Annotated in this window: 9 protein-coding genes, 1 tRNA gene and 1 riboswitch; of the genes, 3 read left to right on the forward strand and 7 right to left on the reverse strand. The window is 71.7% G+C overall.

The window, feature by feature from the left end; translation table 11 throughout:
- Positions 1-85: 85 nt before the first annotated feature.
- Complete coding sequence (locus FB465_RS12675) at positions 86-2,686, reverse strand: phosphatidylglycerol lysyltransferase domain-containing protein (protein ID WP_145790365.1); 2,601 nt, start codon at positions 2,684-2,686, stop codon at positions 86-88.
- 339 nt (positions 2,687-3,025) lie between these two features.
- On the opposite strand from FB465_RS12675, the gene FB465_RS12680 reads away from it, so the two are divergent.
- Entirely contained in the window at positions 3,026-4,351 is a 1,326-nt protein-coding gene (locus tag FB465_RS12680) for a polysaccharide deacetylase family protein (protein WP_145797307.1), read from the forward strand.
- Here FB465_RS12680 and FB465_RS12685 read toward each other — a convergent pair.
- Both FB465_RS12685 and FB465_RS12690 read right to left on the reverse strand, forming a co-directional pair.
- Positions 4,325-5,761 carry an MFS transporter gene (locus FB465_RS12685; RefSeq protein WP_145790367.1) on the reverse strand — a complete coding sequence of 479 codons (1,437 nt, stop codon included), beginning with the start codon at positions 5,759-5,761 and terminating at the stop codon, positions 4,325-4,327. The two genes, FB465_RS12680 and FB465_RS12685, sit on opposite strands and share 27 nt — an antisense overlap.
- Before the next feature lie 89 nt (positions 5,762-5,850).
- On the reverse strand, positions 5,851-6,165 hold the full coding sequence (locus FB465_RS12690; protein ID WP_145790369.1) for a DMT family transporter: 315 nt from the start codon (positions 6,163-6,165) through the stop codon (positions 5,851-5,853).
- Between the two features lie 44 nt (positions 6,166-6,209).
- Positions 6,210-6,270: riboswitch (guanidine-III (ykkC-III) riboswitch) on the reverse strand.
- Positions 6,271-6,552: 282 nt separating this feature from the next.
- On the opposite strand from FB465_RS12690, the gene FB465_RS12695 reads away from it, so the two are divergent.
- Together FB465_RS12695 and FB465_RS36900 are read left to right on the forward strand one after the other, a co-directional pair.
- A tRNA-Cys gene (locus FB465_RS12695) sits at positions 6,553-6,627 on the forward strand.
- Entirely contained in the window at positions 6,618-7,115 is a 498-nt protein-coding gene (locus tag FB465_RS36900; RefSeq protein WP_246192640.1) for a helix-turn-helix domain-containing protein, read from the forward strand. Before FB465_RS12695 ends, FB465_RS36900 begins: the two co-directional genes overlap by 10 nt.
- A 117-nt stretch (positions 7,116-7,232) precedes the next feature.
- Here FB465_RS36900 and FB465_RS12705 read toward each other — a convergent pair whose 3' ends face one another.
- The 4 genes from FB465_RS12705 to FB465_RS12720 form a co-directional block, all read right to left on the reverse strand.
- Positions 7,233-8,708 carry a WXG100 family type VII secretion target gene (locus tag FB465_RS12705; RefSeq protein WP_145790370.1) on the reverse strand — a complete coding sequence of 492 codons (1,476 nt, stop codon included), beginning with the start codon at positions 8,706-8,708 and terminating at the stop codon, positions 7,233-7,235.
- Between the two features lies 1 nt (position 8,709).
- Positions 8,710-9,039: a hypothetical protein gene (locus tag FB465_RS12710; protein WP_145790372.1), complete on the reverse strand. Its 330-nt coding sequence runs from the start codon at positions 9,037-9,039 to the stop codon at positions 8,710-8,712.
- Between the two features lie 140 nt (positions 9,040-9,179).
- Positions 9,180-10,547: a S8 family serine peptidase gene (locus FB465_RS12715; protein ID WP_145790374.1), complete on the reverse strand. Its 1,368-nt coding sequence runs from the start codon at positions 10,545-10,547 to the stop codon at positions 9,180-9,182.
- A 190-nt stretch (positions 10,548-10,737) separates the two neighbouring features.
- The gene (locus FB465_RS12720; protein WP_145790376.1) at positions 10,738-13,062 is read right to left on the reverse strand and encodes a xanthine dehydrogenase family protein molybdopterin-binding subunit; all 2,325 of its coding nucleotides are present in this window, start codon (positions 13,060-13,062) and stop codon (positions 10,738-10,740) included.
- Positions 13,063-13,229: the final 167 nt, after the last annotated feature.

Consider the following 13,229-nt stretch of genomic DNA (forward strand, 5'->3'; position numbering starts at 1 on the left):
CAATCGCCGGGCCCGGTCGCGGACATCCGCAGATGATCGGGCCCCGACGCCGCCGATCGGCCGAGCCCCGGGAGATGAGCGCAGGTCAGCGGCCCGACGAGCTGTCCGGAGCGGCCCCCCGGCCGTCCTGGACCGAACGAGTGACCGACCTCCCCCGGCGGAGCGACCGCACACTGGGCAGCCGGGGCCGGGTCAGGAAGCCCTCCGCCATGGCGTTGGCCACCGCGACGGCCGGCAGCTCGGAGGACTTCTCGTACATCAGGAAGCGCGGCTCCCAGCTCGGCTGGTACTTGGCGTTGGCCCGGTAGAGCGACTCCAGCTGCCACCAGCGGGAGAGGAAGCGCAGCACCGCCCGAAGCAGCCGCAGCACCGGGCCGGCCCCGATCCGGGCGCCGTGCTCGAAGACGTAACGGAACATCGCGAAGTTCAGCGAGACCCGGGTGATGGGCAGCTCGCCGGCCTTGGCCCGCAGCAGCAGCTCGGAGACCATGAACTCCACCAGGCCGTTGTCCGACTCCCGGTCACGCCGCATCAGGTCCAGCGAGAGCCCGTGCGCGCCCCACGGGACGAAGCTGAGCAGGGCGCAGGTCCGGTCGTTCTCGTCGCGGCACTCGATCATCAGGCAGTCACCGTCCTCCGGGTCCCCGAGCCGCCCGAGCGCCATCGAGAAGCCCCGCTCGGTACGGCCGTGCCGCCAGGCGTCCGCGAGCAGGACCAGCTCGGCCAGCTCCGCCTCCGGGATCTCCCGGTGCCGGCGCAGCACGGCGCGGTACCCGGCCTTGCGGACCCGGTTGTACGTCTGACGGAGCGTCCGCATCGAGCGGCCCTCCAGGCTGAAGTCCTCCGTCTCGACCACGGCCTCGTCGCCGAACTCGAGCGCCTTCAGCCCGGCCCGCCGGTACACCGTGCCGGCCTGCTCGCCGGCCCCGGTGACGGCCTGGATCCAGGCGTGGTTGCGGGCGTCCTCGCGCCAGGTCTCGATCGCCTGCGGCCAGGCCTCCGGGTCGCCGAGCGGGTCGCCGGAGGCCAGCGCGACGCCGTTGACCACCCGGTAGAGCACGGCGGCCTTGCCGGAGGGAGACCAGCAGACCGACTTGTCGCGGCGCAGCGCGAAGTAGCCGAGCGAGTCCCGGGCGCCGTGCCGGTCCAGCAGGGCGCGCAGCCGCTGCTCGTCCTCGGGCACCAGGTGCACCCGGCCGCGCGGGGAGCGGAAGAAGACCCGGACGGTGAAGAGGAGGAGCGCCGCGCCGAGGATGTTGAGCGCCACGTCGACCCAGCCGGGCACGTCCAGGTCGGTGAACTCGACGATCCCGGAGAGGGTGACCAGGCGGAGCAGGACGTAGATCGCGCTGTCCCCCCAGTCGGGCGGGGTGCCCTCGTCGGTGAGACGGACCAGGGCCGCGCCCAGGAAGACCACCACGGCCCCGCCGACCACCAGGACGCCGAGCCCGAGCACGATGTTGCCGCGCTCCCCCTTGACGTGGAAGGCGGGCCGGCCGAGCAGCAGGGCGGCGAGCAGCGCGACGGTCAGGGTGGCGGAGACCCAGTTGAAGGGGTGTTCGCGGTCCTCGGGCAGGACGGCCAGGGCGAAGGTGAAGACGGCCGCGTAGAGCGCGACGACGGTGGTCGCGACGATCCAGGCGGCCCGCTTGCGGCGGCGGAGCATCACGGCGAGCAGCCCGGCGAAGAGCGCGGGGGTGAAGCCCGCGGTCAGCAGGACGGGGGTGAAGAACTCGCCGCTGTTGGCCCGCTGGACCTGGTGGCGGAAGGGGGCGATCAGGCCGGCGACCAGGTTGAGCACGGTGGCGATCCGCAGGTACCACTGGGCGAAGAGGGCGCAGCGCGCCCGCCAGGCGGGCAGCGGCGGGGGCACGTACGGTTCGGGCGCCGCGGGCTGCACGGGCACCGCGGGCACGGCGGGCACGGCGGGCGCCGTCGGCTTCGGCACCACGTCCGGGGCGCCGGCCAGCACGTTGTAGGCCGAGGACTTGGCCGCGACCAGCCGCTGGTGGATCCGGGCGTCCCGGCGCTCCGCCCTGGCCAGCCGCTTGGGCCGGGAGCGGTACCGCCAGCGGGCCCACGGGCTCTGCGGCCGGGCGAGGCGGATCGCCCCGACCGCCGCCAGCGGCCACAGCATCACGCCGAGCAGGCCGGTCCAGATCTTTCCCTTGAGCAGGCTGATCACGACCAGGAGCAGCAGCAGCCCCGCGCCGACCAGCTGACCGGGTGACAGCCCGCCGTCGAACCCGCCCAGCGGCAGCACCCCGACCAGCAGCAGCCCGATGATCGCCACCGCGAGGATCACCGCGTCCACGGACTTGCGGCCCTGCTCGCTCCAGTAGACGTCCTCCAGGTGCAGCACCAGGGCGAACTCGTCCAGTACCAGACCACAGCCGATGCCGAAGCCTGCCGCGAACACCTCGCGCGGCACCCCGCCCTCACCCCGTACGGTGAACGCCCCCACCCCGCAGATGACCATCAGGGCCTGGCCGAACACCACGTGGTGGATGTGCAGCCCGCCCGGGGTGACGTTGCCGGGCCACCATCTGGTGCCGCGTCGGATCATACGGACGCTGAAGCGGATGAAGAGGAACGAGGCGATCAACCCGACCAGCAGCAGGAACAGCGGCTGGCGGCCGGCATCGACGATCCGGGTCCGGTACGCGTCGATCACCGACTGCCACATGGCTGGGCGTACCTCCGGGCGGGCCTCCGGGCGGACGGGGGTCTCGACTCCCCTGAGCTCTCCTCATCTGACGGCCGCTCATGCCTTGCCGCCACCCGGCGGCTCGGCGAATACTCCGAACGAGCGAGCGCCGTCACCCTGCCTCCCGGATCACCCTCTTCCCACGCCCCGCCTTACGCGTCTCACGGGAGTTCCCGTGCCATGCTGTGGCCCGATCAGCCCCAACGATGGACTTATCGGACTTTTTCACGACCCTTCACCGCAGCACCTCAGAACCCGCTCAGCCCAGCTCCGCGCAACTCAGAACCTCTGCACGGCCATCCAGGAACGGACGTGACCATGGACGCACTCTCCCGCAGGACACTGCTGGCCGCCGGGGCCGCCACCGCCGCCACCCTGGCGGCCGGCTGCGCGAGCACCAACGGCAGCGACGGCGAGCAGGCCGCGCCGCCCGCCTCGGCCTCGGGAGCACGCCCCACCGGCACGAGCGCCGCGCCCAAGCCGCCCGCCACGCTGATCGGCGACGGCTCGACCTCCGACACCGGCCCGCAGCCCAACCAGCCGAAGCCCGAGCCGCTGGGTCTCGGGGAGCGGCCGCCGCAGTTCGTGGTCTTCTCCTGGGACGGCGCGGGCGAGCTGGACAACAAGCTGTTCACCCGGTTCCGGAAGCTCGCCAAGGACCACAACGCCTCGATGACGTTCTTCCTCAGCGGCATCTACACCCTGCCCGAGTCCAAGAAGAGCCTCTACCACCCGCCGCAGCACAGCGTCGGCGCCAGCGACATCGGCTACCTGAGCGACCCGCACATCCACGAGACCGTCCAGCAGATCGGCTCGGCCTGGCTGGAGGGGCACGAGATCGGCACCCACTTCAACGGGCACTTCTGCGGTGCCAACGGCGGCGGCAGGTGGTCGCCGGACGAGTGGGACAGCGAGATCGAGCAGGCGATGTCCTTCGTCATGAACTGGAAGACCAACACCGGCTTCACCGACCTGCCCGCCCTGCCGTTCGACTACCGCAAGGAGCTGATCGGCGGCCGCACCCCCTGCCTGGAGGGCCAGCGCGGGCTGCTGCCGACGGCGGCCAAGCGCGGCTGGAAGTACGACAGCAGCGGGCCCGGCGGCCTGCAGGTGTGGCCGCAGAAGTTCCAGGGCGGCGCCCTGTGGGACTTCCCACTGCAGTCCATCCCCTTCCCCGGGCACAGCTTCCAGGTGCTGTCGATGGACTACAACATCATGTACAACCAGTCCGGCAACAACACCAAGGGCGACCCCGGCCAGCACGCCGCCTGGCAGAACCAGGCCCGGGACGCCTACCTGGCCGGCTTCGACCGGGCGTACAAGGGCAACCGGGCGCCGCTGTATATCGGCAACCACTTCGAGCAGTGGAACGGCGGCATCTACATGAACGCCGTCGAGGACGTGATCAAGGCGATCGCCGACCGGCCCGAGGTGCGGCTGGTGTCCTTCCGTCAGCTGGTGCAGTGGCTGGAGGTGCAGGACCCGGCGGTGCTGCGCAAGCTGCAGTCGCTGAACCCGGGCGAGTCACCGGCCGGCGGGTGGGAGGCTTTCATGGGCGCGCCCTCCGCGCCTGCTTCGGCCTCAGCCTCAGCTTCGGTCTCAGCTACGGCCTCGGTCTCAGCTTCGGCCTCGCGTGCGGCCTGAGACCAGCGCACCGAACAGGGCCACCCCCGCCATCACCAGGAAGATCACCGCGAACGCGGCGGCCGGCACCGGCGAGTCCTGGGCGGCCGCCGCCGAGCCGCCGCCCAGACCCGCGAACAGCACCCCGGCCAGGCCGATCAGCAGGACGTTGCCCAGCGCGTCGCTCATCTGCAACGAGGCCGAGTTGGCCCCGGCCTCCTCGGGCGCGGACAGCTTCATCATCAGCACGCTGATGCTCGCCACCGCCAGGCCCATGCCGACCCCGCCCACCGCCCAGGCGGCCGCCGCCACCCAGGCCGGCACGGCGGGGATCAGCACCAGCGCCGCACCCGCGATCGCGATCGCGGTCAGCACGAAGCCCAGGCGTATCAGCGCCTCCCGGTGCCGCTCCGCCGCCGGCCTGCCCTGCAGCCAGGACCCCAGCGCCCAGGAGAGCCCGCCACTGGTCAGCGTCAGCCCGGCCAGGGTCGGCGAGAGATCCCGCTGAGTGACCATCATCAGCGGGACGAACGCCTCGGCCGCGAAGAACGCGCCCGCGGCCACCCCGCGCAGCAGGATCACCGTCGGCAGCCCGCGTCCGGCCCGCAGCGTGCCCGTCGGCAGCAGCCGTACGACGGCGGGCAGCAGCAGCGCGGCACCGAGAACGGCCGGGACCAGCCCGAGCAGGTCGAGCCGCTGGCCCGCGTACTGCAGCAGGCCCGCGCCCAGGGCGGCCATCGCCGCGAGCACGGTACGGCGCCGGTCGAACTCCGCGCCCAGCGCCTTCGGCTGAGCCCGCTCGGCGCGGCTCAGTGCCGGCCCCATCACCATCAGCGGCAGCAGTACCAGGACCGGCACGGCGAGGAAGACCCAGCGCCAGCCCAGGTGCTGGGTCACCGCGCCGGACACCACCGGGCCGACGAGCGAGGGCAGCACCCAGGCCGCTGAGAACGCCGCGAACACCGACGGCCGCAAGCGTTCGGGAAAGGCCCGTCCCACCACGACGTACAGCGCCACGATCACCAGCCCACCGCCCAGCCCCTGGATCGCCCGGCCCGCGACGAACAGCCACATGTCGACGGCCGTCCCGGCCACCACCAGGCCGGCGGCGAACACCCCGATGCCGGTGAACAGCGGCGCCATCGGCCCTCGCCGGTCGCACCACTGGCCGGAGACCACGAGGGCGAAGAGGGTGGTGGTGAAGTAACCGGAGAAGGCGAACGCGTACAGTCCGAGGCCGTCCAGCTGCCGGGCCGCCACCGGCATCGCGGTGTTCACGGCCGTCGCCTCGAAGGCCAGCAGCAGCACCACCGAGACGATCCCCAGGGTCAGCGCCCGGTACGGGCCGCTGAGCACTCCGCCGGTGTCCGCACCGGTCTCGTCGGTGTCGGGGCGCAGCGAGGCGGGAGAGGCTGTGGTCATGGCACTCATGGTAAGTCCCTACCGAGCGCTTGACTCCTGACCTGCAGCCCCGCGCGCCTCCTCCGTCGGTCCTAGGACCTCCGGCCCCCTGGGTGGCATCAGTGCAGCACCTTGAGTCCGACGACCCCACCGAGGATCAGCACCAGACAGGTGACCCGGGCCACCGTCACACCGTCGCCCAGCATCGCCATGCCGTACAGGACCGTGCCGATCGCGCCGATGCCGACCCACACCGCATAGCCCGTGCCGAGCGGGATGCTGCGCATCGCGTACGCCAGGCCGCCCATGCTGAGCACGAGGGTGACGGCGAAGACCAGGCTGGGGACCAGCCGGGAGAAGCCCTTGGAAGACTCCAGGGCAACCGCCCACACCGTCTCCAGGACACCGGCGATGATCAGGACGACCCAGGCCATGACGAGTTACCTCCGCAGTAGGGGCGGCAGGGTTGCCGCTTCTTACTGCGCCGTCTTGTCATACCGGGTACGACGCGCTCGTCCGGGGCGATCACTCACCTGGCTTCGACCGTAGCACGCAGCCGTGGGCCGACCGGCGACACACAGAATTCATAATCGGATATTGACGCACCCCACCCCGTTCCCCATAAGATGAATTCACCAAGCACGGTGCCCCACCCGATCAGGGGCCCACGACGACAGGAGCAGGCTATGAACAGGAAGACGGTGGCCATCTCAGCGCCCCGCACCTGTGCCACTCCCGACCGTTGTCGCACCTGCCGCTGCTCCTGCTGCGCCTGAGCACACCCCCTTCCGACGCGGGCTCCTGACCATGCGTCACCCCACGGCCGTGTGCCCGAGTGGCTTAGGGAACCGCCTGCAAAGCGGTTTACACGGGTTCGATTCCCGTCATGGCCTCCACGCTCCACCCCGAATTGCCGGTCGGCGAATTAATCGCCGCCCGGCAATTCGGGGTGCAATTCTCGAGAATTCTCCTGCGCTACGACAGAGGCGCACGATACAAATCGCACGGCCCTCATCTGGATGACCGTGAACACCGGCCGGGCGCCACCACCCATGCCGGGCCTACTGTCCGGTTCATGGCCGCTACCCACACCGCGTGGAAGATCCCGGACGACCACCGCACCGATCCCGCGTACATCGAGGCTGCCGCGGCCGCCGCGCTCGGCCAGGCCGTCCATGACCGCCGCAACGCCCTTGGGCTCACCGGACAGGAGCTCGCCGACCGGGCCCGGCTGACGGTTGACGAGGTGGAACAGATCGAAGGCGGCGGCACTGCACCCACGCTCGCCCTGCTGCGCAGCCTGGCATCGGCACTCGACGCCCAGCTCGACGCATCCATCTACGCCGAGCAGGCCAGGCTGATGTTCGTCGCACACGCCATCTGACCAGGCCTCAGCTGCCCGGACACTCAGGTACCAGGTGCCATGGCGATCCAATGGCCACGGCCCGGCCGCGTCGGTTGAAGGACGCGGCCGGGCCGGGTTACTGCGCTGGGCTTGCGGTTACTCGATCACCGGGGGGTTGGCGGAGCCTCCGGTACGCCAGGTGTCCTCGTCCTCGACGAGGTAGTCCGGGCGGTTGCCGTTCTTGCCCTTCTTCTTGTTGCCGGCTGCGCCGCCCATGCCGTGGGCACCGCCTGCGCCGGGAGCGCCGTTCTGGCCGCGGCCCTTGCCGAGGCCGGAGCCGCCCTCGGTGAAGGCCCGGCCGCTGGCGCCACCCGCACGCGCGCCGCCGACCGTACCGCCGCCGCGCCGGACCAGGCCGCTGCCGCCCTTGCCGCCGGCACCCTTGCCGCCGCCGGCGCCACCGCTCGGGGCATGCATTCCGCCCATACCGGGCGCGCCGCCACGGCCCTGGCCGGCTGCGCCGGTGCCGGCAGCACCGCTGCCCGCGCCTCGGCCGCCGGCACCCGCGCCACCTCCGGAGGTGGAACCGGCGCCACCCGGCCGGCTGGTGGAGCCGGTCGAACCGCCCCTGCCGCCGCCAAGGCCACCGAGGCCACCACCGAGACCGCCCGGGAATCCACCACCACCGAGGCCGCCGCCACCGCCGCCACCACCGATGCCGGGGCCGCCAAGACCGCCACCGCCGCCACCGAGGCCGGGGCCACCGCCGGGAACCTGGCCGGTGCCGGGCGGATTGATGACCGGGGAGGGCGGCAGGGAGTCGATGCCGGTGCGGGGGTCGGGCAGGGGAACCGGATGGGTGTTGATGGGCGGCTGGCCGGTCGGCGGGGTCGGGATGGACGGGTGCCCCGGGCCGGTGGGGGTGCGCGGGTCGATGTGACCCGGCTGGTTCGAGGGCGGCGTGTTCGGGCTCTCGGGGTAGTGCGGCTGCGGGGTGGGCTGCGGGGTGATCTGCTGCGGCGTGGGGTTCTCGGGCTTGGGCGGGTAGCCCGCTCCGCCGTCAATCCCGCCCCCCTCCGGGGGGGTCATATAGGTGGCGGCCTGGGAGTACTGCGGCGCCAGGTGCTCCATGATCCCGATCGCGTACTGATGCGAGATCTCGGTCGCCGACAGCTCGTCCCGGTTCTTGTTGACCGCTGCGAAGCGGTCCATGCCGCTCGCCAGGTCCGCCTTGAACTGCGCGTCGGAGCGGTCACCGAGATCGGAGACCCATTTCGCGCCACTCTCGAACGAACTGGGCACCCTGACCTTGGCCATGGTGTCCTTGGTCTGCTGCAGGGCATCTCCCGCGAACTTCATCGCGGTGGAGGTGTTCGCCGCATGATCAGCCGTGTTGGCGATGCTGGTCTGAATCTGCCCGGCGCGCGTGGTGAAGCCCTGCGCCGCAGTTCCCTCCCAGTGCTCGGAAGCGTGCTGCACCGCCTTCTGGAGCTCCTCGGCGGCACTCCGAAGCTCGGCTTCCACGCTCTTCCAGTGGTCGCTGACCTCGTGGAGCCGGCCAGGGTTCGAGTGCTCGACCATCCGCTTGAGCGGGATCAGGTTCTCGTGTTCGAAGTTCGACTTGGCAGTCATGTCACCTACCGCCGCTCTGCTGGGTGTTCATGCGGGCAGCCTGGTCCGCGTCGCTGCCCCGGTACCCGTCGTTGTTCGCCTGCGCCTTGTCACCGAAGTCGTTGATCAGGGCGTCCAGATCCGAGATCTGCTTGGCCAGGAACCGCTGCATGTTGTCGTGCGCCGCGTGCAGCGCCTCCGCCTCGGCGAAATTTCCACCGAAGTCCGCGCGCGGGACGACGGTGTTGTACTTGGACTTGTTCGCGGTCTGGCCGAGGTTCTGCTGGAGGGCACGCAGTCGTTTGACGACCGCCTCCAACTCGTCGGTGTTGACCCGAAATCCGTCGGACATACGGCTCTCTCCCCCTGGAGTGTCGATGCTTCCCCGTCTGGCACTGGCTCCGGCGGGTCGTGAATGCGCCCGGGTGAGCGGGCGGCTGGATAGCTAGGGTGTTCGATCGTATCGCTTACACGGAGGGTGCTGACACACCCTCAGCGCTGCTGGTTCCCGTCCTGGCTGTACGGGTTCTGGTAGGGCTGCTGGGGCGGGTAGCCGGGCGGCGGCGCCTGGGTGCCGTACGGCGGCTGCGGCTGGTTCGGGTACGGCGGCTGGGCCTGCGGCCAGGCCCCCGGCGGAGTCCCGTACGGAGCCGGTCCGGGCTGCCCGGCTGCCGGGGCCCGACGGCGGCGGCTGACCACGACGATCACGGCAACCAGTGCGGCGAGGATTACCAGACCGAAACCCAGCGCGTAGAACACGGTCGCGATGGTCCCGTCGGAGTCGTCGACCGCCAGAGGCGGTACGGCGGCAGGATCCGTGGCGTCAGGCCCCGTGGTGCTGGGAGAAGTTGCACCCGGCGACTGCGTGTCACCCGAGCTGGATCCGGCAGGCTTGCCAAGCGGCCCTTGGGCGGATCCGGCCGGAATGTTCTGAGTGAGGGCCTCGTACGGCCGGATGATTCCGTAACCATAGTGCTCGTCCGGCAGCTTGGCGCCCTTGAGCGCGGAAGGGACGAGCGCCGACTTGATCAGGCGGTTCGCGACCTGACCTGCCGTCAGCTTCGGATACTTGGCGCGGATCAGCGCAGCAGCCCCGGAGACGTAGGCCGTCGCATCGGAAGTACCGGTCGAGATGCAGTACTGTCGCCCGTCGCAACTGCCGGCGCTCACGATGTCGACGGCCGGGGCCGAGAGCAGGACCTCCGGACCGAAATTGGAGCCCTTCCAGACGGTGTTGGCCTTGTCGACCCCACCGACGGCCAGCACGCCCGACTCCTTCGCCGGGGAGGCGACTGCCGACCCGTCGTTCCCTGAACCTGCCACGATCAGCACGTCATGCTGGGCAGCAAAGGCAATGGCTTCGGTCAACTCGTTGCCGCCGATAAGGCCGGCCAGCGAGATGTTGATGACCTTGGCGTTGTGTTCCACCGCCCAGCGAATTCCCTGGGGGACTGCATCGCTGCCGCTGTCGGTCCCCTTGTAGATGGGGAGAATCTTCGCGCCCGGCGCCAGACCGACCACGCCGGCTCCGTCACCGTGGCCGTGCGCGGCGATCAGGGCGGCCATCTTGGTGCCGTGCGGATCAGTCGGGCGCGTATTGAGCCCCTTGCCGCTCGGGTCGGACCCCGGCAGTACATTGCCCGCCAGGTCAGGGTGACTGGCATCCACACCACTGTCGATGACCGCGACGATCACGCCGTCGCCCTTGCTCACCGACCACACCTTGTCCAGGTTGAACACCTGGTTGGGCCACTGCCCGTCACGGACCTGGTCCGCCGAGGCGCCCGTGGCGGAGGTCAGCAGCAGGCCGCCGGCCAGCATCGTGGCGCTGAGCGCGCGCAAGGTCTTGGTCAGCGTCATCCCTACCCCGTTACCCCGTCAGTCGGATACTGCGGACCACGTGTTACCGCCCGCCCGTGAGGGCAGTGGACACGGGTCCGTTCGATCGTATCGCCCGACAAGCTGACATGGGCAGGCCCCCACGCCCCTGCACGGCTTCTCCACCACGCATTTGAGGCTCTGTTGAGGATCCGCCGGGCAAGCAGCCGCCTCAGCCGACGATCGCGTCCTCGGCGAGGATCGGCAGACGCCCGACCGGCAGGCCCGTCGCCGCGCGGACGGCCGCGGCCACGGCCGCCGGAGCCACCACCGCCGGGACGGCGCTGACGGCCTTGGCGCCGAAGGTGGCGACCACGTCGCGCTCCTCCAGCAGGGCGGCGATCCGCACGTCGCAGGTGTCCAGGGCGGTCGGCAGGCGGTAGCCGGTCAGGGAGGGGTTGGCGAGCCGGCCGCCCTCCGTACGGAGGTCCTCCAGCAGGGCCAGGCCGATGCCCTGGGCGACGCCGGCCTCGATCCGGTCCTCGATCTGGCGCGGGTTGAGTGCCCGGCCGACGTCCTGGGCCACCGTCACATCGACGACCCGGACAGCGCCGAGCTCGATGTCCACGTCGACCACCGCCCGCATCGCGCAGAACGCGATGGAGACGAAGGCGTCCCCCTGCCCGGCCTCGTCCAGCGGCTCGGTCGGGTGCGGGCGGCACTGGGCGGTGGCCCAGAGCTCCTTGCCCTCCAGGGCCTCGCTGACCGGCATGCCGAGCACGCCGTCGTACGAGGTGATCTTGCCGTCGGCGATCGAGAGCAGCTCGACCGACATGCCGAAGTTGGCGGCGATCGGCTGGAGCAGCTGGTGACGCACCATCAGCGCCGCCCGCTCGACCGCTCCGCCGGACACCCAGGTGTGCCGGCCCCTGGCGGAGGGGCCGGCGATGGACTGGTCGCTGTCGACCGGCGCGATGTAGACCTCGGTGACCCCGAGCACGGACTGGACGATCTGCCGGGCCAGGGTCGCGAAGCCCTGGCCGGAGTCGACGGCGGCGCAGATCACGGTGGCGTGGTCGCCGCTGACCCGGACGGTCGCGGTCGAGACCTCGTCCTCGCCCTCGGCGCCCAGCATGTGCACCATGCCGACCGCGTAGCCGATCCCGCGCCGCACGGCGGAGGGGTCGCCGGCACCTCCCGGGCCGCCCGGGAGCAGCCAGTCGCCCTCGGGGTCGTCCACCGGGAGAACGGGCAGCGGCGACTCGGCGACCGCGTCGAGCAGTGCGGCGACCGGGGCGGGGCAGGTGACGGCCTGTCCGGTGGGCATCGGATCGCCGGTCGCCATGGCGTTGCGCCGGCGGATCTCCAGCGGGTCGATCCCGAGCCGGGCGGCCAGCTGGTCGAGCTGGGACTCGTACGCGAAGCAGGTCTGCAGGGCGCCCTCGCCGCGCATCCGCCCGGCGGGCGGGTTGTTGGTGCGCACGGCCCAGGCGTCCACGAAGACGTTGGGGCAGACGTACGGGCCGACCGAGAAGGCGGTGGCGGCGGCCAGCGCCTCCGAGGAGACGTCGGCGTACGCGCCGCCGTCCAGCAGGATCTGCGCCTCGACCTTGACCAGCCTGCCCTCGGCGTCCGCGTGGTGGCGGTAGCGCAGCAGGGCGGGGTGGCGCGAGGTGTGGGTGTGGAAGGACTCCTCGCGGGTGAGGGTCATCTTCACGGGGCGCCCGGTGCGCAGGGCGAGCAGGGCGAGGGTGACCTGGAAGGAGAGGTCCTCGCGGTCGGCGGTGGCGCCGGGGACGCCGGTGACGACCAGGCGGACGCGGTCCGGCTCCAGGCCGAGGCAGGCGGCGGTGCGGTCGCGGTCGCCGTGCGGGTCGGTGGAGGAGAGGTGCAGCTCGACGCCGCCGTCGGGGCGGGGGACGGCGAGGCCGGCCTCGGCACCGATCGGGGCCGGGTCCTGACGGCCGACCTGGTAGAGGCCCTCGACGATGACCTCGCCGACCGCCTCCGCGTCGCCGCTGCGCAGCGGCAGGTGGCGGAAGAGGTTGCCGTCGGGGTGCAGCGGCGGGACGTTGAAGGACTGCTCGGGGTCGGTGACCGGCTCCAGCAGCTCGTACTCGACCACGATGGCGGCGGCGGCGAGCCGCGCGGTGTCGGGGTGGTCGGCGGCGACGGCGGCGACCGGCTCGCCGTGGTGGCGGACCACTCCGGCCGCCAGGATCGGCCGGTCGGCGACGATCGGGCCGTGCGGGGCGCCGTCCTGGGTGCCCTCGGGCCCTGCGGGCAGGTCGGCGGCGGTGATGACGGCGTGCACGCCGGGGACGGCCAGGGCGGCGGAGGTGTCGACGGAGACGATGCGGGCGTGCGGGTGCGGCGAGCGCAGGACGGCGCCCCAGAGCAGGCCCTCGGCCCACAGGTCGGCGGCGTAGGGGTAGATGCCGAGCGCCTTGGGGAGGGCGTCGCTGCGCAGCGCGGAGCTGCCGAGGCCGAACGGCTCGGTGGCCTGCGCCTCGTCGGCGACGGAGGCCGCCGAGGTGAGGTCGGTGGGCGAGGTCATGCGCGGTCGTCCTCGGGGAGCCGAATGCCGTGGGCGGGGGTGCTGCCGTCGTACACGGGGTTCTCGTACACCGTGCCGTGGGCGGGGGTCGGGATGTACGGCGTGCCGTGGGCGGGCGTGCCGCCGTACGGCTGTCCGTCGTGGGCGGTGCCGTGGGCGGGCGTGGC

The organism is Kitasatospora atroaurantiaca, assembly GCF_007828955.1.
Classification (GTDB): Bacteria; Actinomycetota; Actinomycetes; order Streptomycetales; family Streptomycetaceae; genus Kitasatospora; species Kitasatospora atroaurantiaca.

Excerpts from the sequence above, each read along its gene's own strand:
- FB465_RS12675 (WP_145790365.1), bottom strand. The coding sequence starts at position 2,686 with ATGTGGCAGTCGGTGATCGACGCGTACCGGACCCGGATCGTCGATGCC.
- FB465_RS12680 (WP_145797307.1), top strand. The coding sequence starts at position 3,026 with ATGGACGCACTCTCCCGCAGGACACTGCTGGCCGCCGGGGCCGCCACC.
- FB465_RS12685 (WP_145790367.1), bottom strand. The coding sequence starts at position 5,761 with ATGAGTGCCATGACCACAGCCTCTCCCGCCTCGCTGCGCCCCGACACC.
- FB465_RS12690 (WP_145790369.1), bottom strand. The coding sequence starts at position 6,165 with ATGGCCTGGGTCGTCCTGATCATCGCCGGTGTCCTGGAGACGGTGTGG.
- FB465_RS36900 (WP_246192640.1), top strand. The coding sequence starts at position 6,618 with ATGGCCTCCACGCTCCACCCCGAATTGCCGGTCGGCGAATTAATCGCC.
- FB465_RS12705 (WP_145790370.1), bottom strand. The coding sequence starts at position 8,708 with ATGACTGCCAAGTCGAACTTCGAACACGAGAACCTGATCCCGCTCAAG.
- FB465_RS12710 (WP_145790372.1), bottom strand. The coding sequence starts at position 9,039 with ATGTCCGACGGATTTCGGGTCAACACCGACGAGTTGGAGGCGGTCGTC.
- FB465_RS12715 (WP_145790374.1), bottom strand. The coding sequence starts at position 10,547 with ATGACGCTGACCAAGACCTTGCGCGCGCTCAGCGCCACGATGCTGGCC.
- FB465_RS12720 (WP_145790376.1), bottom strand. The coding sequence starts at position 13,062 with ATGACCTCGCCCACCGACCTCACCTCGGCGGCCTCCGTCGCCGACGAG.